This is a genomic window from uncultured Thiothrix sp. (assembly GCF_937876535.1).
Classification (GTDB): Bacteria; Pseudomonadota; Gammaproteobacteria; order Thiotrichales; family Thiotrichaceae; genus Thiolinea.
The window spans coordinates 1-26137 of record NZ_CALFHZ010000030.1 but is presented as its reverse complement, the minus strand read 5'-3'; the positions used below and the strand labels follow the sequence as shown (position 1 = coordinate 26137).

24 protein-coding genes are annotated in these 26137 nt (G+C 45.0%); 22 read left to right on the top strand and 2 right to left on the bottom strand.

Annotation, left to right across the window (positions count from 1 at the left end; all coding sequences use genetic code 11):
- The first annotated feature begins 34 nt into the window (after positions 1–34).
- The 20 genes from Q0230_RS19255 to Q0230_RS19160 all read left to right on the top strand — a co-directional run bounded on the left by Q0230_RS19255 (position 35) and on the right by Q0230_RS19160 (position 22546).
- Positions 35–778 carry a hypothetical protein gene (locus Q0230_RS19255; protein ID WP_298613414.1) on the top strand — a complete coding sequence of 248 codons (744 nt, stop codon included), beginning with the start codon at positions 35–37 and terminating at the stop codon, positions 776–778.
- Positions 775–1848, top strand: a complete 1074-nt coding sequence (locus Q0230_RS19250; protein WP_298613411.1) for a hypothetical protein — start codon at positions 775–777, stop codon at positions 1846–1848. The genes Q0230_RS19255 and Q0230_RS19250 overlap by 4 nt, the downstream gene beginning before the upstream one ends.
- 2 nt (positions 1849–1850) lie before the next feature.
- Entirely contained in the window at positions 1851–2195 is a 345-nt protein-coding gene (locus tag Q0230_RS19245) for a hypothetical protein (RefSeq protein ID WP_298613408.1), read from the top strand.
- A 131-nt stretch (positions 2196–2326) separates the two neighbouring features.
- On the top strand, positions 2327–2677 hold the full coding sequence (locus tag Q0230_RS19240) for a hypothetical protein (RefSeq protein WP_298613404.1): 351 nt from the start codon (positions 2327–2329) through the stop codon (positions 2675–2677).
- Positions 2674–2907, top strand: a complete 234-nt coding sequence (locus Q0230_RS19235) for a hypothetical protein (protein WP_298613401.1) — start codon at positions 2674–2676, stop codon at positions 2905–2907. The genes Q0230_RS19240 and Q0230_RS19235 overlap by 4 nt, the downstream gene beginning before the upstream one ends.
- The gene (locus tag Q0230_RS19230) at positions 2897–3508 is read left to right on the top strand and encodes a hypothetical protein (protein WP_298613398.1); all 612 of its coding nucleotides are present in this window, start codon (positions 2897–2899) and stop codon (positions 3506–3508) included. The genes Q0230_RS19235 and Q0230_RS19230 overlap by 11 nt, the downstream gene beginning before the upstream one ends.
- Positions 3505–4482 carry a hypothetical protein gene (locus Q0230_RS19225; protein ID WP_298613395.1) on the top strand — a complete coding sequence of 326 codons (978 nt, stop codon included), beginning with the start codon at positions 3505–3507 and terminating at the stop codon, positions 4480–4482. The genes Q0230_RS19230 and Q0230_RS19225 overlap by 4 nt, the downstream gene beginning before the upstream one ends.
- A 2-nt stretch (positions 4483–4484) precedes the next feature.
- Positions 4485–5195 carry a hypothetical protein gene (locus Q0230_RS19220; protein ID WP_298613392.1) on the top strand — a complete coding sequence of 237 codons (711 nt, stop codon included), beginning with the start codon at positions 4485–4487 and terminating at the stop codon, positions 5193–5195.
- 61 nt (positions 5196–5256) lie between these two features.
- Positions 5257–5637, top strand: coding sequence for a hypothetical protein (locus tag Q0230_RS19215; protein WP_298613389.1), 381 nt, complete (start codon positions 5257–5259; stop codon positions 5635–5637).
- 2 nt (positions 5638–5639) lie between these two features.
- On the top strand, positions 5640–6368 hold the full coding sequence (locus Q0230_RS19210; protein WP_298613385.1) for a hypothetical protein: 729 nt from the start codon (positions 5640–5642) through the stop codon (positions 6366–6368).
- A complete protein-coding gene (locus Q0230_RS19205) occupies positions 6358–7086 on the top strand; it encodes a hypothetical protein (protein WP_298613382.1) in 729 nt (242 codons plus the stop codon). The genes Q0230_RS19210 and Q0230_RS19205 overlap by 11 nt, the downstream gene beginning before the upstream one ends.
- A gap of 3 nt (positions 7087–7089) precedes the next feature.
- Complete coding sequence (locus tag Q0230_RS19200; RefSeq protein ID WP_298613379.1) at positions 7090–7584, top strand: hypothetical protein; 495 nt, start codon at positions 7090–7092, stop codon at positions 7582–7584.
- Positions 7572–9242, top strand: coding sequence for a hypothetical protein (locus tag Q0230_RS19195; protein ID WP_298613376.1), 1671 nt, complete (start codon positions 7572–7574; stop codon positions 9240–9242). The genes Q0230_RS19200 and Q0230_RS19195 overlap by 13 nt, the downstream gene beginning before the upstream one ends.
- Before the next feature lie 300 nt (positions 9243–9542).
- Positions 9543–10058, top strand: coding sequence for a hypothetical protein (locus Q0230_RS19190; protein ID WP_298613373.1), 516 nt, complete (start codon positions 9543–9545; stop codon positions 10056–10058).
- Positions 10036–10713, top strand: coding sequence for a hypothetical protein (locus tag Q0230_RS19185; protein WP_298613368.1), 678 nt, complete (start codon positions 10036–10038; stop codon positions 10711–10713). Before Q0230_RS19190 ends, Q0230_RS19185 begins: the two co-directional genes overlap by 23 nt.
- A 5-nt stretch (positions 10714–10718) precedes the next feature.
- Positions 10719–11399 carry a hypothetical protein gene (locus tag Q0230_RS19180; protein ID WP_298613365.1) on the top strand — a complete coding sequence of 227 codons (681 nt, stop codon included), beginning with the start codon at positions 10719–10721 and terminating at the stop codon, positions 11397–11399.
- Complete coding sequence (locus tag Q0230_RS19175) at positions 11399–12595, top strand: hypothetical protein (protein WP_298613362.1); 1197 nt, start codon at positions 11399–11401, stop codon at positions 12593–12595. The genes Q0230_RS19180 and Q0230_RS19175 overlap by 1 nt, the downstream gene beginning before the upstream one ends.
- Positions 12595–13017, top strand: coding sequence for a hypothetical protein (locus Q0230_RS19170; protein WP_298613359.1), 423 nt, complete (start codon positions 12595–12597; stop codon positions 13015–13017). Before Q0230_RS19175 ends, Q0230_RS19170 begins: the two co-directional genes overlap by 1 nt.
- Complete coding sequence (locus Q0230_RS19165) at positions 13014–21278, top strand: hypothetical protein (RefSeq protein ID WP_298613356.1); 8265 nt, start codon at positions 13014–13016, stop codon at positions 21276–21278. Before Q0230_RS19170 ends, Q0230_RS19165 begins: the two co-directional genes overlap by 4 nt.
- Before the next feature lie 269 nt (positions 21279–21547).
- Entirely contained in the window at positions 21548–22546 is a 999-nt protein-coding gene (locus tag Q0230_RS19160) for a phage integrase N-terminal SAM-like domain-containing protein (RefSeq protein ID WP_298613353.1), read from the top strand.
- On the opposite strand, the gene Q0230_RS19155 is transcribed toward Q0230_RS19160, so the two are convergent.
- Both Q0230_RS19155 and Q0230_RS19150 read right to left on the bottom strand, forming a co-directional pair.
- Positions 22540–23052 carry a hypothetical protein gene (locus Q0230_RS19155; protein WP_298613349.1) on the bottom strand — a complete coding sequence of 171 codons (513 nt, stop codon included), beginning with the start codon at positions 23050–23052 and terminating at the stop codon, positions 22540–22542. The two genes, Q0230_RS19160 and Q0230_RS19155, sit on opposite strands and share 7 nt — an antisense overlap.
- Before the next feature lie 94 nt (positions 23053–23146).
- The gene (locus tag Q0230_RS19150) at positions 23147–23503 is read right to left on the bottom strand and encodes a hypothetical protein (RefSeq protein WP_298613347.1); all 357 of its coding nucleotides are present in this window, start codon (positions 23501–23503) and stop codon (positions 23147–23149) included.
- A 107-nt stretch (positions 23504–23610) separates the two neighbouring features.
- Between Q0230_RS19150 and Q0230_RS19145 the strand changes: the two genes are divergently transcribed.
- Both Q0230_RS19145 and Q0230_RS19140 read left to right on the top strand, forming a co-directional pair.
- On the top strand, positions 23611–24999 hold the full coding sequence (locus tag Q0230_RS19145; RefSeq protein WP_298613344.1) for a hypothetical protein: 1389 nt from the start codon (positions 23611–23613) through the stop codon (positions 24997–24999).
- A gap of 29 nt (positions 25000–25028) precedes the next feature.
- Positions 25029–26030 carry a right-handed parallel beta-helix repeat-containing protein gene (locus Q0230_RS19140; protein ID WP_298613341.1) on the top strand — a complete coding sequence of 334 codons (1002 nt, stop codon included), beginning with the start codon at positions 25029–25031 and terminating at the stop codon, positions 26028–26030.
- Positions 26031–26137: the final 107 nt, after the last annotated feature.

The following is a 26137-nucleotide window of genomic DNA, read 5'->3' as shown; positions in this document are numbered from 1 at the left end:
GTGAGTTTATCGCCCCTTTTTTACAGGATTCGCTATGGAATGCAGAGATGCTAATTTACAGGTGGGTTGCTATACCGATCCTGTAACCAAAGTTCAACAGCAAGTATTCGTCCATGCTATTGATGATTTTAGTGGAAAGCCTCAACTACGAATCATTGATATTGATGGCGAAGTCGTTAATGGCGCTGATGCAACCAATACTGAAATTGGTAACTGTAAATGTGCCAATGTTTATTTTTCAACTTTTAAGACGCAACAGAGCCTAACGCTACCTGCTGGCTTAACTTCAGTCACTGTGCGCAATAAAGGGGCTGGTAGTGTGTTTGTCAGCGGCAAAGAGCTGTGTCCACCGACGACTGCGCCAAGCACGCCCTGCGGTAATTGTAGCGGTGATGAGCTTGCACTTGATGCAGGTTGCGGTGTGTTTGCGCATGAGATCAGTGTAAATATCGACGGCTGTGCTGAGATTGCGATTAGTTGGGCGCCGAATGCATTGCTGGACATGACAGATAGTGATGGTGACGGTATCCCAGACTGGCTTGAATCGCTGAATCCTTGCCTTGCCCTGCCTGCGCCCGATGTAACCGTGTATGACATGGACGGTACTACGCCAGTCGGCATGGCGTACAGCTTTGTATCCCCATGCTTCGATGTAGGCATTGAGGATTTGAGTGGAGCTATTACGCACTACGCGGCTTCAACTCCACTGCTCAACAAGGTTTATGTGCCACGGACTGATTTATCTGGTACTCGCACACATTATTTATTAGCGATTTGAGGATTTTTGAGATGACTAAAGTAGTACACGATACAGATTTAGGTGCAGGGTTAGAGGTTGCAGGGGGCAAAGTTAATGTGGCGGATAGTCAGGCAACTGATGTGGAGCTGTCTGACGCAATTGCAGAAAACAACATTACCGATGCCACAGAAGAACGTCAGATTTTAGATAACATCCGTTATCAAGACGGTATCCTGTTCACAGCGCCTTGGGAATTGGACGGTTTAAAAGTTAAGGCGTACACCGGAACGTCTGGTGTCACTCAGCGTTTCTTGTCAATCCACACTACGGGCGGCTACCTAAGCTTTATGTTCCCTGCTGCGGGTTCAACCGTTAAAGGTTTAGGTGGTCTGGCTGATTTAACCGTCGATGCTCAAGGTTTTGTCACTCTACCTAATTGGGGGGCATTGTGGTACAAATGGTCTGGTGCTGACCTTGGTTGGTATTATTCAACGTATACAGTTGGTTACGATGCAACCGTTGAGTACATCCGTGTAGTGGGTTTAGGCTCTGACAACGGACATGTAGGGCATCTAGCCGATGGAACTGTTATCAACCAAGGCATGAATTACCCTGACCGTGTTACATCCGTTGCTGGCAAGCGTCCCGCACCCTACAGACGATACGTGCGCAATCTTGGTGTGTTTGAGGGTTTTATCGAAAACTTCGGCTTACAAGAGGGGGACTACAATGCATCTGTCGTACACCCTTCAAGTGTTAGAACAGACGCTGTCGTTCACTACAGACTACCATTAAACACAACTACTCTCACCGCTCAGATGTACAGACTGCACTTTACAGGGCATCAGTACCAAGCAGCGAAGAAGATCATAGACACTACAGTGTGCGGATACCCTTATCCGTCTGGTTTACACCATCCAGAGGTGATTGGAACTCATGCGGCTGAAACTACGCAGTATATAGGCTCTGATGGGCATGTTTACATTCGCGTAGCGTGGGGTGATGTGTATTTTCATACGTTGTCAATCGACTCAATGGGTGTTGGTAATGGCTTCCCGTTAAAGCATGGCTCTATCCAAGCCATCATCAATCCAGCAGCGACTCTGTAAACATGATCGCAACTACCGTCTCTAACCAACAGCCGATAGCTCCCTTGTGGAGCTATGCGCGGCAAATCGTGACAGGCACGTCTGATGTACCTGTCCTCGATAAGTCTGGCATTCCGCTGCCTGCGGGTACTTTCATTGTGTTTCAGGCGATCAGTGATAATGGCACAGGTGATGCGCGGATTAAGTTTAGTCCCGCTGACCTAGCCAGTAATGCTGTCATCGTTAGCGGAGTATCGGCAAGTAGTCATCAAGGTTTAGAGTGGGATGACGCAAGTACGCTGCGCTTGAGTACATCGGCAACGGCGGGGCGAGCGGTGTTTGTATTTAAGTACCGATTGCCTAGTTAATTTTAAGTATTCATAGACCCGCTTCGGCGGGTTTTTTCTTATGGGCTGCCCAGAATCTTTCCATAAAATCCCACAAAATCACGTACCGCAATCGATTCTGTAACATGAAATTCGTTATAGAGAGATTGAAGATGACGGAACTCCATAGAGCTGGAAACGAAATTACAGTGACATCCCCTGTGAATCCACAGGGTACTGTATCGTTTTCTGTTCGTGACAAGCCTGTGCTCCTAAATGGCGATTTCTGTGATTGGCAAGACGCTTACCATGTTATGCGTATAACGGGTGTGTGCGGAATTGTCATAAACACGCTGCCTTACTCTGTGGATGGTAATCCTATTGTACTGAATCAGCAGTCACCATCTGTGCGTCTTAGCGAGCCAGGTAAGTATATGCTGGTTAGTTTTGATGGTGGTTCAAGAACGGCAACGATTACTCGTCAAGAGCTGGGTATTCAGTTCTTGCAAGGTTGCTGCTCATGAGCATGACTAACAAGGAAGTAACTGCCTTAAAAGAGCGTCTAGCGGATGATGATGATTTTGCTAAGTTCGTCAAACACAAACGCCTAGCAGCGCAGCGCACCTTGAATGGTGTTGCGATGAGTCACGAAAAATTTAGTGATGCGCAGTTACGCAGTGCGATGGCCAATTATGCTGCGATTCTCAATCTCTCCATTGAATTGATTCCATTGGAGAAGACTAGTGACACCTGAAGAGTTAAAGAAGTGGGGCGAAGATTTACTGGCTGCACAACGTAAGCAGTTTGAGGAGTCATTGCCTAATCTGCTGGCTAACCATGCACCTCATTTATCACAAGATCAAGCGGTAACTTACGACTTTGATTCTGATCCTGAAGCAGCAGTCAAGGCCATGCTAAAAAACAGCATGGCAGAGCTACAGACTAAGTTTGGCCAGCAATTAACAGGCCTGACCGAACAGGTAAAACGAATTGCCCAGCAAAATGATGTGCAAGCCAATCAGTTTATGCAAGCCATTGTTCCGGGTGCTGTACCTAATGAGGCATTTGACAAAACTCCATCGGGGTTTGGTTCATTGACTTGGGGACAAGCTCGCAAGATGTTTGAGCAAGGCAATGATCTTGAAGGATTAAAGCAATACGCAGAAGCCTCAAAAGCCAATGCTAACAGCATACCCGCTAATCAAGAAGTGACTGCTTCAAAAGCGAGAGCTTCCTCTCCCAATCAACCAACTACCACATCCTCTCAGTCAGAGATTGATAACGATCTCATGGCGGTTATGCAAGGCCGCATGACTGAGAAGGCTTATCAGAAAAAATACGGGGTAAAACAATGACCGCTCGATATGCACCGGGGGTTTCCCCGATTCCAGTAGGCTCTAGCCTCAACCCAATTCAGTATATCCGTAATGAAAAGATTATGGGGGTCAGAAAGCAGAGTGTGTTACCGCGCATTTCTGTGTTTAAAGGGTTTGGCAAGTGCGGTACAGCTTTTAATATTCGTCACGAATTTGAAACGCGCGACCGTGCCCAAGAAGTTGAGTATGGTGGGATTCTAAAGCCCGTTACTGTGCGGATGCCGCGTGAACAATTGTTTATGGTTGGCGACAAAATGGGTGTTTCCTTGGCATGGGAAGAGTGTAATTGGGAGAAGATTCAAGCCAATGATCCCACATTTGTACAGGAAGTGATTGATAGCTATCAGTCCGATACCATGCTGTCTTTCGACAGTCGCGCATTCTCCATCATTATTGGTGAGGCACACGCCAAAAATAGAAACATTAATGCAGGCTATCAAAGTGGCAATATCAATCTAGGTACGCAAGCTAATCCATTAGTTACTAATCCTGATACGGTTTGGGGTCAGCACTATGGCATGCAGCGTGTCATGTCTGAGATGGGTTTAAATTACTCAAAAACTGGCCGCCAGATGTATGCCATTGTCGCTGAAGGCTACATGGAGAACATTGCACTCAATGATCGTCTGTCAGCCTACTACTATAACGGTCAATGCCATACCTGTAGTTCACCTGTGATGGGTGATTCTCGCCAAGTCGATCAAGTTGAATACATTAAATCGCGTTGTCTGCCTGTCATTAATGATGGCGGTTCAATGATCTATCCGATTCTGTTTGGTTACGATGATGCACTGTGGTCTGGCTATGATGTCGTCATTGATTATAAAGAGGGTGGTCGCGGTGACTCCAATAAGTACATCGACATTTATTGGCACCTTGGCTTGAAGCTCATTGATCCCCGCAAGGTGGGGGTGATGTGGGTTCGTGTTGAACCATTGGTAACTGGGGGCTAATCATGGCACGTTATTTATTCGATCAAGAGCCGTCCAGCTACAAAGATGGCTCCGTTCTTAATCTACATTGGACAGCACAAGATGCACTTTTAGCAAAGATGCCGCCTTGTGATGAAATGGAAAAACACTGGGGTATCAATACGATTGATATTCGCCAGAACTCCGCTGTGAAAATCCATTTTAATACCGGCCTAGAAGATGGTGCTTTAGAGCAGCGTTTGATTGATGCAGGTGCTACGCCTGAAGATGAGGCGTTTGAGGTCGTTCGCTGGGTAGGCCCTGGTGTTGGCTTCAAAGGCATTGCTTGGTCAATTGCTTGTGCTGAAAAGAACTGCGTTGAGTTCAATATTCGCATCAAAAAGCTTGATTGTGCTACAGGCGCTGAAACTGAAATTCAAAAAGTGGAAGGCCTAAAGGCTTATGAAAAAGCGTGGGCCAAACAAGATTGGTTAGCTAAGCCTGTTGGTGTGGAAGGTGGCTCTGTTCTTTTGGTGATTCTTGAATTTACCAAGCTGCCGTATACCGATGATGAAGGTAATCAATACTGGGGTAATGACTGTAATCCTGTGCCATGTATGGGTATTGATGTACATGCTTTGACCGAAGATACCTGTATGCGCCGGGTGATTGAAGGCTGCGGTAATGTGGGTGATTGCTGCAACACTATTCCTTGCTGGAAGTGCGACCAGCAGTGCCTCACAAAAAGCTGCTGATTTAATTAACAAGCGCTCTTAAATGAGGGCGCTTTCTCAATAAAAACATAGGTAAATAATCATGCAACACGTTTATGGATATAGAAATACAAAAACTAACACGCTTTGGATTGGTCAAGTTCAAATGCTGGATATACTATCTAACTCCTCTCATCCTGATAATCGCGGCAGACTAGAAACATTTGTAAACGATACTGAGCACGGCAAGCTCGATTGGGAGCGCATTACAGACAAAGGCAAGTGGGATGAGTTGGTATCCATTTATGGCGCCCAACAAGGCATTGCTCCTGACGCCAACGAGGTGCTTGTTAAAGAGGTTCATAGCCCAACCAAGGTTGAGCAAAAAACCAAATCAATAGCAGCAAAAAAAGCTAAAAAGCCAGTGCAGCGCATGAAAAAGCCCATTGACACCTCCCAGTCTTCAGGTGAAGTACCTTTATAGCCATGTGCACTTACGATGATTTAGTAGCGCATATTGCGGGTTGCCGGGTGAATGATGAGTTCTCCCAAGGCAAAGGTGATTGGAAAGTCTGGAAAGAGGATGTAATTCGCAAAGTTTTACGTGAAGCCCTTTCCTCTATCTTTGCCTTGCGCCCCGATTTATTTGCCATTAACAAAGAAGTAACCCTTAAAGAATGCGCATGTGTACAGTGTTTTTGCGAAGACTGCTGTCGCATTGTGGGTGTGATTTCTGTGGATGGCCAAAGCTGCAATATCATCGAGGATAAAGATGATGAGCAGGATAATTTCAGCTTAGAATTTCTGGGCTGTTACTTTCCTGATTGTGATACCCCTGACTGCTTTCATGGTGAGGGGCCACTAGATGGCTACAATCCGGGCTGGTGGGATCAAATTGAAAACAGTCCTTGCTGTATTCGTTTCCAGTATCCACCGCCACGCTCTGGGATTAAGGCTATCGTTGCCTGTGTGCCTAATAATGTACTAGATGGACCTGAGTTGCCTTGCGCCGTTTGCGGTGAGCTCTTTCAGGCGATTATTGATAATGCGTTATTTAGGCTTTACAGCATTGATCATAAAGATGGCGCTATGCCTAAGCTGGCTGAGGCTCATTGGCAGGCTTATCTCACCACTATGACTACTAAGTTCATGGTGGATTACTCCTTGCTGGAAGATGACTTCTTGCTCACTAAGCGGAGGATCAATGGCGACTAATCCTTGCAAAGCACAACCAAAGATTCCCGATAAGACGCAGTGGAGTTCATTCCTTGCGGATATTATCCCGTTTGTTTCTAGTCCAAACCAAGATTATCGACGCGCACCCGATGATGTGATTATTCATTATGTGAAGCAGGCCGCTCAGTATTTTGCGCAAGACTCCACTCTACTACGCGATAAGTTTTGTTTTGATCTTGAATGTGGTGTAAGTGAGATACCTTTTATTATTCCTGATGATCGTGAGTTGATTCATATTCATCAGCTGATGATTTCTGGCGAAGCGGCTAGCTTATGTGGGAATGCGGGTTGCTTGGTAAAAGAAGCTGGATGCCACGGTTGCGGAAGTTCTGATACGCAATATTCAGTCATTGGTTTTCGCCATGATGAAGGTTCTCATGAGTTAAAGCTGCCATTTACACCAGCATCCAGCGTACAAAATGGTTTTTGCGCCACTTATAGCTATACCCAGAAATTTGAAAACTGCTCAGTACCTGAAGCGTTTCAGGGGTTGAAATGGCGTAGAGCCATTATCGCTTATACCTTGAAGCTGCTTTATGGCATGAAAGATATGAATTGGGGTGATAAGGCCTATTTCGGAAAGTATGAGCAAGACTCTGCTTATTGGGCAGCTAAGGGGCGAGCATTTGCCAGCAATCAAGGGGTGACGCAGCGCCAGCCCATTTCAAAGCGAATGGCTGATGTTTTTTGGAGTTAAGCCATGATTTACTTGCCACCGCAAACCACTGCATTACAGTTCACGATTAAGAATAAAATAGATATTCATCGTGATGCAGTGAGGCCCGACGGTGAAATCAAGTTCACACTGGAGCGTATGGGCTGCAATAATAATTGTGTTATTGATGACTTCGAGATTACCGATGAATTTCCTTTAGTCACGGTAGACTTAAGTCGGCTTGAGATTAGCCGTGGCTATTACAAAGGTTACTTAACAATCGGTTGTGAAAAAACCTGTGATGCTAGGTTTTTTGTTGGGCAAAATTTATGCTTTGATACAGCTCGCATAGAAGGCTGTAATAATCTGGGTGTGAATAATTGCCAAGTAAAAACCTGCAATCCCTGTAGTGCTTGTGGCTGTGTTACCTATCGAACTTATCAGATTCTTTCAGTCGATGACCAGCTAGGCATTAAGTTTTTAGCGGTTGATCAGTGCATTGATGTGCCGACCTGCGAGGTCTGTGCATGCCAAGATTAGACCTAAGAAACTTTAAGGGGCTGGCACCTCGACTGCACTCACGATTAAAAGAAGCGACCTATGCCGATGCAGTGACCGACGCTAAGCTGTGGGATGGGACGATCCGTAACTTTCCTTGCCCAACGATTCATTGTGAAATTGGTCAGCCTATTCAGGCTATTACGCCTATCCCTAACTGCCCATGCCTAACTTGGCCCACTAAAGTCGATATCGTCATTGATTGCGATCTTGTTTACTTTACAGGGGATGGGAAACCGCAGATAGCAACATTCAGTGATCTTTGCCAAGGTAAGTCATGCTTGTGGTGCATCCCTTGCCCAAAAGCGGCACCCAAGGCCGACTTCACGGTTTGTGATACCGATAAGGCCCGCTATGTGGCTTATACCTACACGCGACTCAAGAAGGTAGGTAATCGTATTTTTGAGAGTGCCTTGTCGCCACCCACAAAACTCATGTCTGTTTGCAGTGACAGTGAAGTAAAGCTTTCTGGGTTAAGTTATGAAGGTGACTGTACTGCATGGTTCAGGATTTATCGTGCAGAGTCAGGTTTAAAGTTTGGCGAACTAGAAACGCCCGTTAATGATGCTTGGTTGTTTGTCGGTGAAACTACTGCTACTGAGTTTACGAATAAACTAAAGTTCGATCAGTGTGAGCCTGCTGATCCTATGCTACATGAGTCAGGTTGCCCACCAGATAACTTGCATTCGCTACGCATGACTGAATCAGGGGTGATGGTAGGGTTATCAGGTGATGAGCTTTGGTATACCTATCCCGGTGATCCAATGAGCTGGGGCAAACATCGACGTAGAAAAATTCGGTCAGTTTGGGGTAAGCCTTTGCGCTTAGAAGTCCATAAAGATGATGTCTATGTACTCACTGATAAGTTTCCTATTAACTACCGCGTGCAACTTCAAGATTCTGGCGTACAACTCCAGCGCAATTTAATCAATAAATACCTACCTCTTGTATCTATCCAGAGTGTTTCATCCGGCTATCAAGGGGTGGTTTATGCCTCCGATACGGGGCTGATTTTACTACATGGTGGTGAGGCCCAAGCCATTACATCGCCTTGGTTCAATCGAGATCAGTGGCGACGTTTAAAGCCTGAAACGTTGGCGGGTGTGATCCATGATGATGCTTATATCATGTCCACCGAAGTAGATGCTTTTTTGTTTGAATTTGGAGATGGTGTTTATGCTAACAATGAAAACTCTGATCTTATTGGCCTTAATCTTGGTGGTCACATTATTGGCGCATCCAGCATGTATGCGGATGATGCCGTCTACTGGTCAAAAGGTGGCGTGGTTTATCGTTGGGATTGGGAGGAAATGGAGGCTGGCAATCACAAAGACCCTGAATCTTTTGAGCAGCCATGCTGTCCGTTCTTTTATCGACCGTCAATTGAAGATGTTAATTCGAGCGCGACCTATACGGCTGCGGAGGTTCATCTTCGTCCAGGCTCAAGCGTAGCATTTCGTTACTACGATACCGATTGCCGCACACCTATCTTGATTGATGAAGAGCTTAGGACGGATTGTGAGCCGTTTAGATTAACGGATTGTCGTCGTACCGAAGATTCAATGATCGAGATAGAAGGGTGCGGGACGGTTGACAGCATTACATTAGGAACTAGCTATCAGTCATTGAGGAGTAGATAGCATGCTATGCACCTACTGCGGATCACAATTTCATACGATTAACTTGTGCCCAAAAACATGGGGCAGTTCATCATCAAGACTACAATTAAGATGCACTTATTGCGGGGACAATAGGCACTCCATAGAGGTTTGTCCTAAAACCTATAACGGAGCTAGTGAGTCAAAAACACAAAGCGGCAAGTCAAAACAATTCAAAGACTATTGGAACTAATGAGTTAAAAAGTTTTTCCATAAAAACCTGTTCGCACTTTTAAACTAACCCATCGCGCTACTATGCAATTTTAAATGAGATTGCATGGCATGCCACCAAATACACCTACTAGCACAGCTCAAACTAAAACTGATCCGCTGGACTCTATTATCCGTCGCTACCTCACGGTTAATGAGGTGCTGCATGAGGAGGCGCTTGAGGTTGTGCAGCGTTGGTATGTCTATCTCAATACGCTAACCAATAGCATTGGCAATCAGCTACGCAAAGAAAAACCTATTCCGATTGATCTGGTTGAAATTGCCTTTGAAACACCGATTGCTGGTTTTCAAGGTAATCAGTTCTGGCACCAGTTCGGTCAAAGCATCCTGCCCTTGGTCCAGCGTGATGTCGTTACCAATCACGTCATTATGCACATGACTAAGGAAAATGCTGACTTGGTATTTGCCTTAAATGTGATTGGTCAATACACCTTTATTGGCTTAGTGATTTCTCTAGTGCAGCGCGATGGTTTAGCAAGCTGGAAAGCATTTGAAGTGGAATATCGTGATTTGATGGTCACTAGCTTAAAGGATTATTTAAAAAATGGGACTCCCGGTAACGATTGATAACCCTGAGTTTATTGAATACTACGAGTGTGAAAACGAACGCCGTAAGCAATCATGGGTGTCGGCTGGACTTATTGCTGCACTAGGGCTATTGCAGATTATTAAGTATGCGGATCTGTATGGAGATGTAGTCAAAAAACGCAAAGAGATTAATAACTTAATCTATGAGTGTGCGATGAAGGAGTTTGAGTTTTGGCGCGACTATATCTACCCGTATGCCATGGATGTCTTTAACTACATCTATAACTTGCCAGAAATTGATGTGAACTATGATGACCCCTTAGAGGGGATTGAAATGAATTATATCCTGGCGGGGGAAGCATCGTATGAGAAACGTCTCGATGATGCCTGTGATGCTTGTAATGATCCTTGTGATAACGATCTAGCGGCTGATTTTGTGTTAGCACAGGCGGGGGCAGCAACTAATTTAGTTCGTAATCAAGAACGACGAGCGTTGGCCCGGAAAGAATTAAAAATGCAGGGCATGGCAACTGCTTCTCGCTTTGGAAAAGATGCGGCTGCGATTGGCCGACAAATGCTATCAGTCGCTCTCAATATCATTAATTCACTGGTAGCAATGGCCTCATCAGGCCTGAATGCTGGTCTTAATATGTTTGGCCAAGGCCTTGGTATGCTGGCCAATGCATTTGGGTAATTACTATGGCATGTTCATCCGCAAGTGGGATTAGTGTTGGTGGCATTACGGTGGGCATTGAAACCATTAGTACGGTGCTATCGCTAATTGCAGCCATCTACTTCTACGATAAGTTTAAGGAAGATGTCGATAATATGATGGACCTCGCAGATAAGTATGCTGCGATGGGTAAAGAGTATTGCGATAAAGCGGCTGCATTGCGTGAGAACGATAAGAAAGTAATGCAGTATGCAAAGGACTTCCCAGATACTGCACCTGAACAACATTATCGTGAGGCAGCTTGCGCTACAGTAGCGGCAGAGGCACAAGCAACCCTGCTTAGGGCCTATTCAGTTATGCCGTCTGATGCAGTAGGCGCGCGCTGTCAGATTCGCCATGAAACCTCTAGGCAGCTCATTAAACAGGGTGTCGCAAAAACGGCCGATGCAGTGATTCGCCAACGACTTCTTGATGATAAATATAAGGCCGCCAAAGTAACTGCCTTGCTTTCAGCTATTACGGGCGTTACTCCCAATATCAGCTCCTCACTCAAGATTGTGGCTGACACCTATACCGAGTCGGCTATGGCTAATGCTCAGGCATTTGGTGCTGCGGCTTATACAGCAGCACGTGGCGCTGGGACGTTGTGGCAACGTTTTAATGGGCAAATGCCTACCTATTCTCCCTCGATTGGAGGACTTTTCTAATGGCTTTTGATGCACTGGATTCCTTGCTGCGCGACCAGCAATATGCAATTGCTAAACGTAGTAATTTTGATTTGCCCTTCGGCGGAACTACTGAGGCAGAATTTGATTTTCTGGCTAAGAATGGTGCTGTAAATACAATGGCACCTAACTTCCTGTCCTTTATGGCAGGCATTTCTGCTAGCAACTTAGCGACCCAAGCCAATCGGCAACAGCAGTTTGAGCAGTTTGGAAAGTTGCGTGATATGAACTCTGCACTTGATCAGCGTCGAGCAGTAACACGCAATACTATTTTGGACGGTGATAAAGCTGAGCAATTAATGCCTTATGTGGCACCACAAGCACAAGCTAATCTCTCTAATACCTTAGCTGGTATTGATGCGACTAGAGAGAATACCTATGGCCAGTACCTGCAAAATCAATTTTATCCAGAAACGATTCAGTCACAGAATAATTATCGTAATGCACAAACAACTGGGCAGAATCTACAAAATGAGTTCTACCCGCAAACGATTCAATCACAGAATGCTTACCGTGATGCTCAACTAGCTGGAGTTCAGGCTGATACGGCACAGCAACAATTTATTAATGACAATCTTAGAACTCGTGAAGACTTATATGTTAGAGATAAAAATGCTGAGATTGACTATCGGAATGCCTTGGCGGGTTCTCAACAGGCACTTCAGGATTTGAATAGAAAAAAAGCTGAAGCTTATGCACAAATTAATCAGTTAGAAATAGATTTCCGTAATCAGCGCATTACGAAAGCACAGTATGAAGCTGAGGTTGCCAAGAAAAAGGCAGAAGCTTTTGACACGATAAGAGAAGAGGATCGGCTTTATAACAATGCAAGAACGGCTGCTGCTAATGCTAGAGCTAATCAAACGGGGGGGCGAGCTGGTAGTTATTATGTTCCACCAACAGTAGTTAATCAAAATCCGGTGCCTGCACCGCCGCCGCAACAAACTGTCCCGCCGCAAAGTGGACTAGGAATGCAGTCTCAAAATGGGGCGGGCTACTATGTACCCTCATTGCCCAACCAGCGACAACCCGCAGCAAGCAGACCAAGCCAACTTCCAAGCAATGCAAACACCGTATTAGAGTCCGCTATTACCAAGCAGGCTGCAGGACAACCATTAAGCGCCGAAGAAAGTGCAGTATTGGGTGTGGTGGGCTTGATTAGCCAAGGTGGTCGATAATGCAGTTTGACAGCCAGTCTATCCTTTGGGCTATTGAATCGCTGAGCGATGCAGGGCATCCAGATCCAGAAGGCCTAATTGCCAAAATTGAATCTAATAAAAACGATAAAAACATCACTGGGATTTCTAAAGACGATGCTGCAAAAGTAGGTATTCGCAGCATCGATGAGCCTGTTATGTCGCTATATGCGGCTGCTTTATTTGATGCGCAAACTAATCGATCCTATCAAGTTAGCGATTCCAGGCGAGAGCAAATTGGCAAAAGAATCAATCAAGCGCTAATGGATGGAGTTCAGCGGAAAAACCCTTTTCTTGACGCACAAGGTTTTCTTGTCTTATCCCACCAGCCCAATGAATTTAACAAGCCTGATGATACGGCGATGCTTGATAGTATTTATAAAATAATGGACGAAACCTTATGAGCGTGGACGCAACTGGCTTAGCTACTGAGTTCTCTATTTTTGATACATCAGTCCTTACAGAAGAGGATAAAGCCAATAATAGACGATTCCCCACACCTAAAGAGTTTGTTGATTCTGCCTCTGTCGGTGGTGGTGATATTAATTTTGATGAGCTTGGTAAAGCCTATGTTCGTCACTACAAAGAGTATGCAACCAAATCAGTAGGTATGCCTCCAGCACTAGCCGATGCTAAGGCGATTGCTATTCAGAATATGTTTTTTAATGGCAAGGACTCAGCACAGTTTAATGATGCATGGAGTGGTGTCATTAACCCTCAGCAAGCACAGGCCAAAGCTCAAGATCAGGCCAAAGCCGCTCAAGGTGATGCGGGTCATCTTGATAATATCCAGCGCGGTTATTATCAGCAATCTGCTGCTGGTTATTTATCATCAGCGTTTGATGATATGGCGCAGGCTGAAGCTGCAACACGTATTAGGTCTGGACAAGATTGGCTATCCAATCGAATTGCCAATGATAACACTGCGATGGTAATGGGTGGTGGGCAGCCTATTGATATAAACAATAAAATATCAGGCCCACTTCCTAATGATCCATACGGCGCTGTTGCTCAAACGAATGAGCAGTCTTCAATCAACAATGTTCAGCAAGCACAAGCTCAGTTAGATAAGGCCAATGCTTTACCAGTTTCAAAAGGCATCGAGGCGTTTAGTAAAACTGAGGGTTTTTGGGATGCGGCTGGTAATCTTATTGCCAATCCAATCGATACTACCCTTCCCTTAATTGAGCAGAGCTTGGCGCCAATGGCCACGCAACTGGGTACGGCGGCAGGTGGTGCTTTGGTCGCTGGTATCCCCGGTGCAATGGTGGCAGGTGGTGCTGCAAGTTATGATGTTAACCGAGCCTCAAAAATCCTTGAAGAGTCACAGAAAACAGGTAAGCCACTGATTGACATTGTTCGTGATATGCAATTACGTGGTGAGATCCAAGGCGAAGCTAGTCGTTATGCCACCGTAGTAGGTGCTGCTGATGCGGTCTCAATGGGCTTGGCTGGTGCCACTATGCCAGCCAGAACTCTATTGGGGCGAGCAGCACAACAAACAGGGCTGCAAATGGCTCTTGGGGCTGGTGGTGAAGCGGGTGGGCAGCTTGCACAATCGGGGGAAATTACCAGCGGTCGAGAGATTGCGGCTGAAGGTGTGCTGGAAGGTTTTTTTGGTGTAGGCGAGGCGGGGATTGCTCGATTTACACAGGGTAATAAAGCACAGCCAGCGACTAACCGTGATACCCCATTAAACACGACCACGATAACTCCAGAGCCTGTTCAAGCTGGGGTTAATCCGCTCAGTCAGTTTGCGCAGCAAGCGGCAACACCTGAGCAAACACCTGCTAATCAACAGGCTACGAATCAAGCTGCAAATACCAAATCCATTGGTGATTTGATTGCTTCGGGTGAAGGTGATTATCAGTCATTTAATCGCGGTGTTGCAGGCGATTCTGTCGGTGAGAAGATTGATTTCTCGCAGATGACGGTGGCTGAGGTCATGCAGCGCCAAGCACTGCCAAAAGGTAATCCTAATCGCATTTTTACAGTGGGGAAGTATCAGGCCATTCCTGATACGTTTGCTGAAGCCGTTCAGAAATTGGGTATACCTGCTGATGCAAAAGTCACGCCTGCTCTTCAAGAATACATCTTCAGTGAATATTTACTAAAGGATAAGCGTCCTGATATTCGGGATTACATTACAGGTAAAACGGACAATTTAAAAGCAGCTCAAAAAGCGGGGGCGATGGAGTGGGCTGCTGTTGCTGATCCAGATACAGGATTAAGTTTTCATGGAAAAGTTGGTAATAATAAAGCCTCTATTAGTGCAGATGCTTTTGGCAGTAGTTTAAGCGCTGTTCGTCAAGCTTATGCTGATGCAGTGAGCCAAGGTGCAACACCTAACGAGGCATGGTCAAGGGCTGTGAATAGCCAGTCTAGCTCAACCCAGTTGCCGGTAAGAACATCAGTAGGGTTTCAACGTATAACGCCAACTGACCAGCCATCAGCACAGCCTATCAATTTAGCCAATAGTGATACGCAAAGCTCATTGCCTACAAATGTTGAAATACAAACTACCTTACCTATTGCTGCTACAGAGCCAATGATTAAGCAGTTACCCACTGCCGAAATTTATGATGCGCAGAATAATAAATATAATGCCCAATATGAGGTAGTCGATGCTGCTACGTTAGACCCAGCTATTGATAAGGCAGATAATCAATACCGCGATAGAAATAGAGTAGAGTCCCAACGCCAAATCGAGAGTATTGCTTCTGATCCTAACTATGGCCGCCTGAATATGTTGCATTCAACATTTACAGATGGTGCACCCGTACTTCAGCAGGATAGTACGATTATTGCAGGAAATGGGCGTATTGCGGGACTTAAAAAGGCTTATGAATCAGGTAGTGCAGATAACTATAAGCGTAGTTTAATTAGTGATTTATCGTCAAAAGGGATTGATGTTGCGCCGATTGAGCAGATGCAAAGTCCTATTTTGGTCAGACGACTCACTGATAATGTCGATACTAAAAAAGTTTCTGTACTGTCTAATGTGGGAAGTGGTATGTCGATGTCGCCCTCTGAACAAGCGATTATCGACGCGGAGTATATCCAATCCTTACATGACTTTACTCCAGATGATACGGGCGAAATCAGTTTTCAGTCTGCATCAGGGTTATTTAAACGACTTGCCAAAGCGGTTCCAGCTAATGAGCGCAACAGTATATTAACTGATGATAATAAAGTGGGGGCTGATGGTGTAAAGCGTGTAAAAAATGCACTACTTTATATGGCTTATGGTGATTCCCCTGCTTTACGTCAAATGACTGAATCTGGTACACCAGAGCATGTCAATGTCACCAAGGCACTTGTGAAGGCAGCACCTGTTTTAGCTGAGCTAAAAGATAATATTAGGCAAGGCATTTCACATGATGCAGATATAACACCAGCTATTGTGGATTCTTTCGCACTTTTTTCGCAGATTAAACGAGATCAGAATAATACGATTGAAAGCTGGCTTAATCAGCAGGATGTATTTTCTCAAGTAAAACCGGAAGTAAAAATACTGATTAAGCGATTGGATGAAGCCACACGCAGACCTAATCAGTTGTCTGAGTTTTTAGTCAATTATGCCAATAAATTAAAAACCTATGGCAGTCCTAAACAAATGGGTTTATTGGGTGCTAATGTAGCACCGAGTCAGCTAGAGGTATTAAATCGTGCAGAAGCAGATAGAAACAATGTCACCACAGGCGGATCCACCGGTGGACAAAGAGAACCCAGAGTTAGTGAATCCACTGCTCAACTTGGTACAGAAAATAGACCAGAATCCAACGTTAATGAAGCTAGTGGAAGAGGCTCTACAGGAAGCGGGGTTGTAGAGGGACAGACACTCTATAACATCTCGCCACGCCCACTCAATTTTACAGGCAACGATACGCCACTGACTACAGCATGGAGGCTAATTGCTGCACAGGATGATGCTTTTCAGTTGCCGATCTCTGGCAAAAAAACACTATCTACCATTGCCACTGATTACGATCCAGCCATCAAGGTTGAACTAGGCCCTGAAAATAAAAATCAACGGCAGTGGGTTATTCGTTTTCCTAACGGGAAGAGCTTTCAGGAAGCCACGGTGACTGAAGGCAAAGGCCGAGATAAAACGATTTATCTGGATATTTCCCAGTTCAAAACAGGGAGTGGTGGTCGCACGGTTTATCAGATGGTGGGTGATTACGCGCATAACACAGGCAAGGTATTCATTGGTGATCCCAATGGGCTATCCGCTATTGCGCAAATTCGTCGTACTGAAAACATGCTTTCGAGTGCTCTGCGATGGGGGACAACTGACCATCTACAGCCACATGAACTTCAATTAAAGCCTGATAATCATAACGCTACGCCTTTACAATGGAAGGTAGGAAATACAGAATTTAATATAGATCAGATGCTACGTGTGAGCTTAGGTAATCTATTAAATCAAATTCCTGAATTGGGGCAAATTCGCTATAATTTTGAGTCTCAACAGTTTGAAGCGGATGATGCCAATGGAAAAACAAGAGAATATCTGGACACTGACTTCGAAACTCTCGCCAATCAGTCCAGAGGAGCAAGAGCGGCGCAAGCAGGGCGCACTACGCTTAAGAGAGCGGTTGTTAGTGCTTCCATTTTATCAGGACAAGGACAAGCGACTTGGAATGCAATACTGGGAAACCTTATACGGCAGCCAAATCAACAGCTAGGGCCGCTGACAGGCATTCTTTATGGCCTGAATCCTTCTTTCGATCAAACGATTCAACAATTCGCCACTGATAAACAACTATCTACTTTAGCCGAAGATGCTTTGTTGAGTGTCTTCGGTAGCTCACCAAAAAATCAAACCATTGCCACCCGACTGCTACGCCAGTTCTTCTTTGATAACTTTGTACCGTCTGATACCTATCCCGACTCACGTAGCTTTATTACTGCACAGATGGATGAGTTGCGTAGCTCAGGTGCACTGAAAGTCATTAGTGATGCCTATCTCAATGGTAGTCCATCCTTTAAGCTTAAGGATGACAGCGGCAGGAAACCTATAAGTGCTGATAAAGCTGAGGCGGCTATTCGTCGTATACTGGGTGATATTCCTTTTGAAACTCGTATTCCTGATGAGATTAAAGCAGGTGCTGGGGAAGCTGCTAACCGAGTAAAGGGGGCATTTGCGAATGGAAAAATCTATATCGATACCCGCAATATCGGTTCGATTGCCGAAGCAGAAGCTTTAGCTGTTGAGGAGCTAACCCATCGTGGGGTGTCAAACCTATTCGGTGATGAGTATGAGAGCCGCTTAAATGCACTGTATGAGGCGATAGGTGGTGAAGCAGGTATCCGCCGTTTTACTGAGCAACATCAAATTGAGATGGCAGAGGATTACTTCAAGCAATCACCTACCGCGCAAATAGATGAGCTGCTGGCACATATTGAAGCCAATCAAAATACACTCACTGTACGAGTGAAGCGAGCCTTTCAACGGATCCTTGCACATTTACGCAAGGCGATTCGCGTACTCAACACCCGCGTGCTTCATAACGTATCGGATAGCGATATTATTTTGATTGCTCGCAATGCACGGAATGCTGCTAAAGATTCAGTGAACAACCCGATGGCTAACCCTCGTTTCGGGATTCGGCCTGAACAAGAGAGTGCCGAGATCAATGAGCGGCTCCGCATTCGTGACGAATTTAACGCGAGACCTAAACTCAATTCATCTAACAGAGTTAGGCAATTCATCTATTCCAATAGACAAAGTTTGCTGGATAAGAAAGCATCAGTTCAGGATCGCTTGTTTAAAAAAGAGGGGGATTGGCGATCAGCTATCAATGAATGGAGGAAGCGCTACTTTTACTCAGATTCCACTCTTGGACGAGATGTTGCAGATGCTCGGCGGGGTATTGATTGGTCACGTGCTGCTACTCATGATGCAGTGATTAGTGATGTGGTCCTACTGGAAGCGCTAACACAGAATATTTATGGGAAGCCAAGAAGTGAATTATCACTAGCTGAGCAGGAGCAGTTTCATCGGGTGCTAACTGGGCAAGAAACATTTGCTAATGCTAGTTATCAAGCGGATGTGCAGTATTTTCGAGAACGCATTGATCAAGCATCGCAAGAGCTTATTAATGAAAAGTATCGTGAAATGCAAATGCGTATCAACGAACTCAATGATGAAGGTAAGGCGACGCTCAATGGAATTGCAGCGGACTTATTGGCTGGCAAAGAGGACATCCTCATACCCACTTCACTAGCTCAAATTGCCAAACTTCAACGTCAAATTAATACGATTGAGGCCAATCAGGGGGCTTACCTACATCGATCCTATCAGGCATTTACTGATCCACGATGGGCTAAGAAAGTTAGGCGACAACCTGTATTTCAAGAAGCTATTAAATTTATAAAGGATGACCGATTAGCGTCTACAGGTCGTGAGTTGACTGATGCACAAGCAGAAGGTGTGCTCAATCAGTGGCTAGAACGTGCGGCTGATAGCAGCAGTATGCTGGAGTTTTCGAGTGGACAAGGAACCAATGAAGGAATACTCAAGCAGCGTAAGGATATTCCACCTATCTTGCGGGAGTTATTGGGTGAATTTAAAGACCCTGTATATAACTACGCGAATACCATTACACAAATCGCTGATTATGTAGCGAAGCAACGCTACCAGATGACGTTACGGCAGTTACTACTTTCTATACCCGATACAGCCTTTATTGGAAAAGCGCCTGAAGGGATGAAGGTGGCTACTTTTCCAGAGAGCGCCGCTTATTCTGCATTGCATGATTTATATGTCGATGTTGATTTCATGCGGGATCTGAAGGAATTTGGAGCACTAGAAGATATACAAAATCCACTGATGCGCTGGACGGTGCAACTATCCTCTGCTGTGAAACTTGGGAAAACCGTGCTTTCTCCCACTACCGCAATGCGCAACTTTTGGTCTGGATTTATGTTGTTATCGGCAGCAGGTCATTCGCCTTTTGGTGGGATGGCGGATGCTTATAGCGTGATCCGCAATGCCAAGAACCGAATGGGATTTGTATCAGGTGATCTCATTCTCAATGATAAAGAAGCTGCTCAGTTAAATCAGAAGTATATTCGCTTAGGTATTCGTCGAGATGGTGCTCATAGTGGTGAGTTAGCAGGTATTTTTAGGGATTTTCATCAAGCAGATACAGCAGTTAAAGAGCAAGGATTAGCGCGAAAGGCCTTTAATGGAGCATTGGCATTTTATCAGTTTGGTGATGACTTTTTTAAGATCATTCATTTTGAAAAAGGTTACTCGGATTTGTTGGAGGCAGGGCTTTCGCCAGGGCAAGCAGAACAAGAAGCTGCACGCCGAACACGGGATACCATGCCAACTTATTCAATGGTACCCAAAGCATTGCAGCAATTACGCCGCTTCCCATTGATAGGGACGTTCGTTTCATTTCCGTGGGAAGTGATGCGCACCCTCAAAAATAGCTTGGATTTAATTCGCCATGATTATCGGATGGCGAAGCAAACAGGCAATAGCAAATGGTCGTCTATGGCTAATAAGCGAGTAATAGGGCTTACTATTGCCTATGCAACCCCAGTAATCGCCGTCATGCTATCACGATCACTAGCAGGTATTGATGATGATGACAATGAAGCGCTTGATCACTTTTCTAGTGACTGGCGCAAGGGGCAATTACGCTTATTTTTAGGGGGTGATGCGAAGAATCCCATTTACTTAGACATGACCCCATTGATTCCCTCTGAGTACATCATGAAATCATTACGTATTGGTATTCAGAAAGGATCTGATGAAGGAATTTGGTCTGGACTATTCAATACCAGCGCAGAGCTTGGCAAGCCATTCTATTCATTCGATATAGCAACTAAGGGTATCTTTAACCTATTTACCAATCGTGACGATAATGGTCGAGTGATTTATGGTGAAGGTAAGTCAATCACTGACCTACTAGCGAATCCTGTGGATAACTCCCAACACATGGGGGAAGCATTGGGCTATCTCTCCAAGCAGTTTGGTCCTGGCATTATCCAAAACATCAATGACTTCAATCGTGCGTTATCAGGTAGCGTAGCTGATGCTGAAAGCGCTGGTTTTTTTGGGAGCTGGATAAATGAGCGTGCAGCGGCAATTGGTGGCAAAGTATCTCGTAGTGGTAAGGAGTTTAACTTAGGTGATGCAGTCGCTGCCTTAGTCGGTTTTAGGATGACCAATCAAAATATGACTGTGCTTGGTCAGCAAGCAGCGCGCCAAACAAGAGATAAAACAGCATCCTATTCGGCGGAGTTTAAAAACGCAGTGGATGTAACTACTCCACTTTCCAATGAGTTTTTGGATAGTCGGCTAGAGCAAGTGATTGCTGATCGTTCGCGCGCATTCAGTAAAATGATTGATTTAACTCAGTATTATCGTAAAAAGAACATTCCAGACAAGGAGATCGTGGATATCCTCTATGATACGACAAGCGATAATCACCCCTTTAGCAAGGAAGTGGTGGCTAAACTGATTAAGGGAGAAGCCCCCGCCTTTACTGTCTCAAAAGAAATCATGTCTGGCAGCTTGCGTGCCGCTGAAAAGATCGAGGATCCTCGCAGCCGCTTGCAAGCTAAGCGTTCTTTAGCTGAGCGTTATCGATACCTGAATCAGCGTGCTGCTGAGATGCAACAGAGGCAGCTAGTTGCACCCTAACCCACTCGGATAGAGGAAGGCCTGCATTTTTAGCAGCCAACTTGTAACTATCAAGCTCTTGTTCGTACAACCTAACTAGCGGTAACTCAGCGTTGCGAGTTACTTCTAGTTTGGGTCGGCCCATTTTTTTAGGCTCAGGTTTGACACTTGGCTTTTCCTTAGGCGGCCTGCCGGGCTTTTTTTTCTCTTCCATTTTTTGCTGCCTCATAAAGTAATTGACTAATTATAGTTATTGAGGATACAATAAGTCAAGATAAAAGGAGGCGGCAATGTTTGAACAAACTATTATACCTTGCGCTGAAAGGCTGATTAGCTCTGAAAACCAAGCGTCTATTAGCCGCTATTTGGACGAAGCAATTCGATTACAAAGCCTTAGCCCTAACACGCTGAAGGCTTATAACTCATTCGCTAAAAAATACCTGTCTTGGTGTAAAGCTAATCATCTGATAGCGGTTCCTACTACTACTGAAACCGCTGAAAAATACGTCAAGTTCCTGATGAAAGGATCTTGGAGTAAATCGACTGTAGAAACTAACTTGCGTGGCTCTATTGTATTTTTGAACCAAGCAGCAGGTATTGATTACTCGCTGCCAAAAATCGTGATGATGAATATTCGCGGAGGCACCAGAACGGGTGCGCTCAAGCACGCCAAGCAAAGCGATCCTATTGTCTGGGATGATATAAAACGATTCATGGGCGAGGTCGATTATTTTGATTACAGTGATATGGTCGGGCTGGTGGGTATTATGGTTGCCTATGATACTGCTTGCCGGATTGAAGAGGCTTTATCACTGAGACTGGATGATATGGAAATTCAGGATGATGGCTCAGCAGTGATTAAGTTGGCTAAGTCTAAGCAAGACCAGAATAGAGCAGGTACGATTAAATACCTTTCTAAAACAACTACTGGCCATGTGATTCGCTTTCATCAAACCTTTGGGTTGCGCGGTCCTTGGCTGATCTGCAAGCAGTCTGAAAAGTACAATAAGGAAGGTGCTAACGATTTTGGTTTTACTTACCAAGGCTGGTGCTATCACTTTGAACGCTTTGCGCTAAAGCATAATATCCCTGAAGATACGACAACTCATGCTATGAGGATTGGTTTCGCTAATGATGCGAGAGCCAGCGAAAAAATATCGGATGTGGATGCAGCCAGCTATATCGGCTGGCAAGGTCAAAGTGCTTTAGAACGTTATCGCTATTACACTCGAAAAATGGGCGTGAAGAATGGTGCAGCTGCGAAGATGGCAAACATCTTAGGTCACTGAGCAAACAGAGAACCAAAGTCAATATTAACCATAACCCCATCATTCTCTTTCTTGCGGGTATCTTGTCGTGCACTGATCCCGCTAATGGCTTCAGCCGCCTTAAGTTTGAGCTTTAAGGCTTCTTGCTCTTCTTCAATGACTACCTTCCCGATAGTCATAACATCGTTATAAAGTTTCATTCTTAAGTCTTGTAGGATAGAAACCTGAGCTTTTTCGATACGTCGATTACGCTCATCATCCGCATTGACCCATGACCAGAATTGGCCAACCGTGATCTTGAGTGACTTGCAAATATACTCAATGGGAATGGAGTCGCCGATAGCTGCCTCAATGCTTTCAATGGCTACGACATCTAAGACGCGATGCGCCAATACTGCTGGAACGATGGACTTATCAGTGGCTTGGCTTAAAGCCAATTGCTTGGTATTGGGTTTGATATGCTTGCGTAGCTTAGTAGCCAACTGTTTAGGTGTGGGTGCATCACCTGTATTTTCATAATTTGGCATGCTTAACCTTAAAAAATGCGCCCTTAGTTTTGGGCGCAATAGTGAGTTTTGCAAATAGCAAAAGACATAGGTAAGGCCACAGTTTAGTGGATACTCAGATTTGATTGCCTGCAAGGGCTTTTATGGATAGACCTTTGATAGCCCCTTTAGTCGCATACTCAATGAGCAGGGACTGATATTCAGTTAAGAACTCATCGTTAGAGTACAGGCACCTGCTACTAGCCGAGCCTAGCCATGCTGCCAATCCATCAATACCATCATTGAATAAAGCAATAGCAGTTGTTTTTCTAATTTTCCTGCGATTCGCTTGATGACTGCATAGACTGGACTCACGAATGTATTGGGATTCAAGTAGTGGAATGAGAACTTCCCATTGCCTGACTTCAGGTTCTGTTATCTGTAAAGCCCATGCAATCCGTGAAGCAGGTACTTTTTCCGTGAGTCGCTTCATATCAATACGCCTAAACTGAGGTGGTTTGCCTTCCATAAAATCCTCTGAAATGGTCTAAAAAATTCATTTTGTTATGGTGATCTAAGTTTATAACGAAGGATTTTGCCATGACGAATGCGACTGGCTCTTGTGGGCAAACAGTTAAAGTAAAAGGCAGTGGCTGTATTCTGCCCATTAAATTATTTACCGTAGGTGAGGCTTTAACCTCGGGTCAGTGGCGCTGCTATAACGGTGGTATGTATGTGGTTTGCCAAGACTTTGATGGCAAACTGAACTACCCTGATTCCAAGTTCTTTAAAGGACCCTACGGTTTAGAAGATGTGCTCAATGGCGCAATTCAACCCTGTGCAGGTGATGTGCTTTGCCTCTGCCCACCTATCTGGGGTGCATGTAATCTGGATGGCTCAAAATGCGTTCCTGCTTATGGTTATCGTGCTTGTGCTTGGGATTATGATCCTGTACTTAAAGAGTACCGATTATATACCTCTTTAAAACCGGATAATCACACCAAACCCTATGAAGGCTCTATTGCCGATCCTAAAACATGGGACGGTGGTTATGATGCGTGCGGGTATTTAAACCGACCAGTGGCCAAGGATTTAGAGGGGAATATTTATTATCCTGGTGATAAAAACAGTATCTTCTGTGGCGTGTCCTGTGCTGAAGTTACTAACCCTGACTTTCGCGTAGAAGGCGGAAAGCTGCGGGTTAACTTCCCCACTCCACCGACACCCGTCCGCATTGTCAGTATTGATGATAGTGGCCCTGAAACCATCATTAAGCTCAGTGATGGCACGGAGATCCGTGGCCCGGAAGTAGACAAAGATGATTACGTCGTAAGCTATGTGAAAACCACGAATGCTGCTGGCGAAAGTATTCTAACGATTACCATGAAAAGCGGTGCGACACATCAAGTAACACTGCCTGCTGGCACGGCCTCTTCAATCACTGACTTAACCAATACACCTAATTATGAAGCTGGCACTATTCGAGTGAATAGCTCAGATGGTGCAGATACGGATTTAGATATTACACACCCTAACTTCTGGCCAGCAGCTTGGGTTCGGGTGGGTGATGCTGCCAATAAGGGAGTTAATGGAGATAAGCCACCAGCACAGGCTCAAGGTAATGCCAATGGCAAGGTAAACTTAAAAGGCGGATTTGCCTTTGATGGCTCAGGCCACTTGGTTGTACCTAAAGATGGTTCGTACTGGGTTCAATATCGAACAGCCTCAAAATCCACCATTCAGGGGTTGTGGCCTACCGGAAATCGATGCTTAGTCAAGTTGATGATTAATAATGTCCAGTTTAGTCAGCTTATTCAGGATGATTATGCAGGAACGACTATTGGTGAGGAGTTAAATGATTATCGCCGTCATCTCATTGACCTAAAAAAGGGCGACACGATTACTATAAAAACCGCAGAAGAAAGTGCTACTAACTTTTTAGATGCGTATGATTTAACCATTGAGTTCCAGTGTGATTCGGGAAACTAACAGCGGGCTGTGACCAATATCAGGGTCAGGTGATCTACTTAACAAAAAGCCTGACTCTTCCGCCGAACTGCAATCTCACAGATACCCGCTTTATCATAGATGGCGTAAGCAATATCGTTCTTGATTTGAATGGCAGTACGCTATCGTCCGATGGTTTTAATTCAGCTATCTTCATAAGCTCTAGTGCCGCTAGTCAGACTAACTATGTCACTGTAAAAAATGGCACCCTTAAAGGCTATGGTACAGCCATATTTGTGCACAGAGACTTCACAACCCAAGAGTTTGCTGATCTTAAAAATGATCCAGAAGGCTTATGGCCAAGCATACAAGCAACTGCACCTCATCATATTAATTTTGAAAATCTTAATATTCAGCAACCGAAGGGAACGGGCGTCTATGTTTGGGTAGGTGCCAGCTATGTATTAATTAATCAGTGCATCATTGATGGAGCGAGAGGACCTGCTGTCTATTTAGACATGGGGTCGCACCACAATACGATCAGTAACAGCACCTTCAGTAATGGTGGATTTTTAAATGCTGATGGCACGCCCAGAACAGGACGTGGACGACGTGAAGCGATTGCAGTAGATGGCAGCTACAGCAATGTTATTACTGGAAACACGATTACCGGGAATGCAGGTGGCGGTATTCATCTTTACTCTAATTGCGGTGAGCACGTTAGCTCTGATCCTACTTATGTGCCTCGTATCTTCGATGCTGAATACAATGAGCTTGATGGAAATTACGTTGTAAATAATGGGACTACAGGTGGTGCGGTAGAGATTGGTAAGCGAGTGGATTGGAATTTGGAAAGCTGGGATTGTGCAAAGCCTCTGTATCAACAGTATTTAAGCTTCAAATACTACTGGGATAACTCAGGCTTTAATACAGTGAAGAGTACCACTGGGGATGGTGAGATTTTTGTGAGGACGGATAACAATACGCTGACCAGTAATCAGCAAACCGTGACAGTGAACAGTTTGGTTAGGACGCTGGCGGGTGATCCTTTGATTGGCAATTTGGTTTCTTAGTCCTCAGTGTGTGAATTGTCGAATGCTTTTAGCAGTTTTTCAAAGTCTGCGATTTGACATCCTCCCCGCCCTAAAGGGCGAGGATTCCTCCGGCGAGACGCTCATGT

Excerpts from the sequence above, each read along its gene's own strand:
- Q0230_RS19255 (WP_298613414.1), top strand. The coding sequence starts at position 35 with ATGGAATGCAGAGATGCTAATTTACAGGTGGGTTGCTATACCGATCCT.
- Q0230_RS19245 (WP_298613408.1), top strand. The coding sequence starts at position 1,851 with ATGATCGCAACTACCGTCTCTAACCAACAGCCGATAGCTCCCTTGTGG.
- Q0230_RS19240 (WP_298613404.1), top strand. The coding sequence starts at position 2,327 with ATGACGGAACTCCATAGAGCTGGAAACGAAATTACAGTGACATCCCCT.
- Q0230_RS19235 (WP_298613401.1), top strand. The coding sequence starts at position 2,674 with ATGAGCATGACTAACAAGGAAGTAACTGCCTTAAAAGAGCGTCTAGCG.
- Q0230_RS19225 (WP_298613395.1), top strand. The coding sequence starts at position 3,505 with ATGACCGCTCGATATGCACCGGGGGTTTCCCCGATTCCAGTAGGCTCT.
- Q0230_RS19220 (WP_298613392.1), top strand. The coding sequence starts at position 4,485 with ATGGCACGTTATTTATTCGATCAAGAGCCGTCCAGCTACAAAGATGGC.
- Q0230_RS19215 (WP_298613389.1), top strand. The coding sequence starts at position 5,257 with ATGCAACACGTTTATGGATATAGAAATACAAAAACTAACACGCTTTGG.
- Q0230_RS19210 (WP_298613385.1), top strand. The coding sequence starts at position 5,640 with ATGTGCACTTACGATGATTTAGTAGCGCATATTGCGGGTTGCCGGGTG.
- Q0230_RS19205 (WP_298613382.1), top strand. The coding sequence starts at position 6,358 with ATGGCGACTAATCCTTGCAAAGCACAACCAAAGATTCCCGATAAGACG.
- Q0230_RS19200 (WP_298613379.1), top strand. The coding sequence starts at position 7,090 with ATGATTTACTTGCCACCGCAAACCACTGCATTACAGTTCACGATTAAG.
- Q0230_RS19195 (WP_298613376.1), top strand. The coding sequence starts at position 7,572 with ATGCCAAGATTAGACCTAAGAAACTTTAAGGGGCTGGCACCTCGACTG.
- Q0230_RS19190 (WP_298613373.1), top strand. The coding sequence starts at position 9,543 with ATGCCACCAAATACACCTACTAGCACAGCTCAAACTAAAACTGATCCG.
- Q0230_RS19185 (WP_298613368.1), top strand. The coding sequence starts at position 10,036 with ATGGGACTCCCGGTAACGATTGATAACCCTGAGTTTATTGAATACTAC.
- Q0230_RS19180 (WP_298613365.1), top strand. The coding sequence starts at position 10,719 with ATGGCATGTTCATCCGCAAGTGGGATTAGTGTTGGTGGCATTACGGTG.
- Q0230_RS19175 (WP_298613362.1), top strand. The coding sequence starts at position 11,399 with ATGGCTTTTGATGCACTGGATTCCTTGCTGCGCGACCAGCAATATGCA.
- Q0230_RS19170 (WP_298613359.1), top strand. The coding sequence starts at position 12,595 with ATGCAGTTTGACAGCCAGTCTATCCTTTGGGCTATTGAATCGCTGAGC.
- Q0230_RS19165 (WP_298613356.1), top strand. The coding sequence starts at position 13,014 with ATGAGCGTGGACGCAACTGGCTTAGCTACTGAGTTCTCTATTTTTGAT.
- Q0230_RS19160 (WP_298613353.1), top strand. The coding sequence starts at position 21,548 with ATGTTTGAACAAACTATTATACCTTGCGCTGAAAGGCTGATTAGCTCT.
- Q0230_RS19155 (WP_298613349.1), bottom strand. The coding sequence starts at position 23,052 with ATGCCAAATTATGAAAATACAGGTGATGCACCCACACCTAAACAGTTG.
- Q0230_RS19150 (WP_298613347.1), bottom strand. The coding sequence starts at position 23,503 with ATGAAGCGACTCACGGAAAAAGTACCTGCTTCACGGATTGCATGGGCT.
- Q0230_RS19145 (WP_298613344.1), top strand. The coding sequence starts at position 23,611 with ATGACGAATGCGACTGGCTCTTGTGGGCAAACAGTTAAAGTAAAAGGC.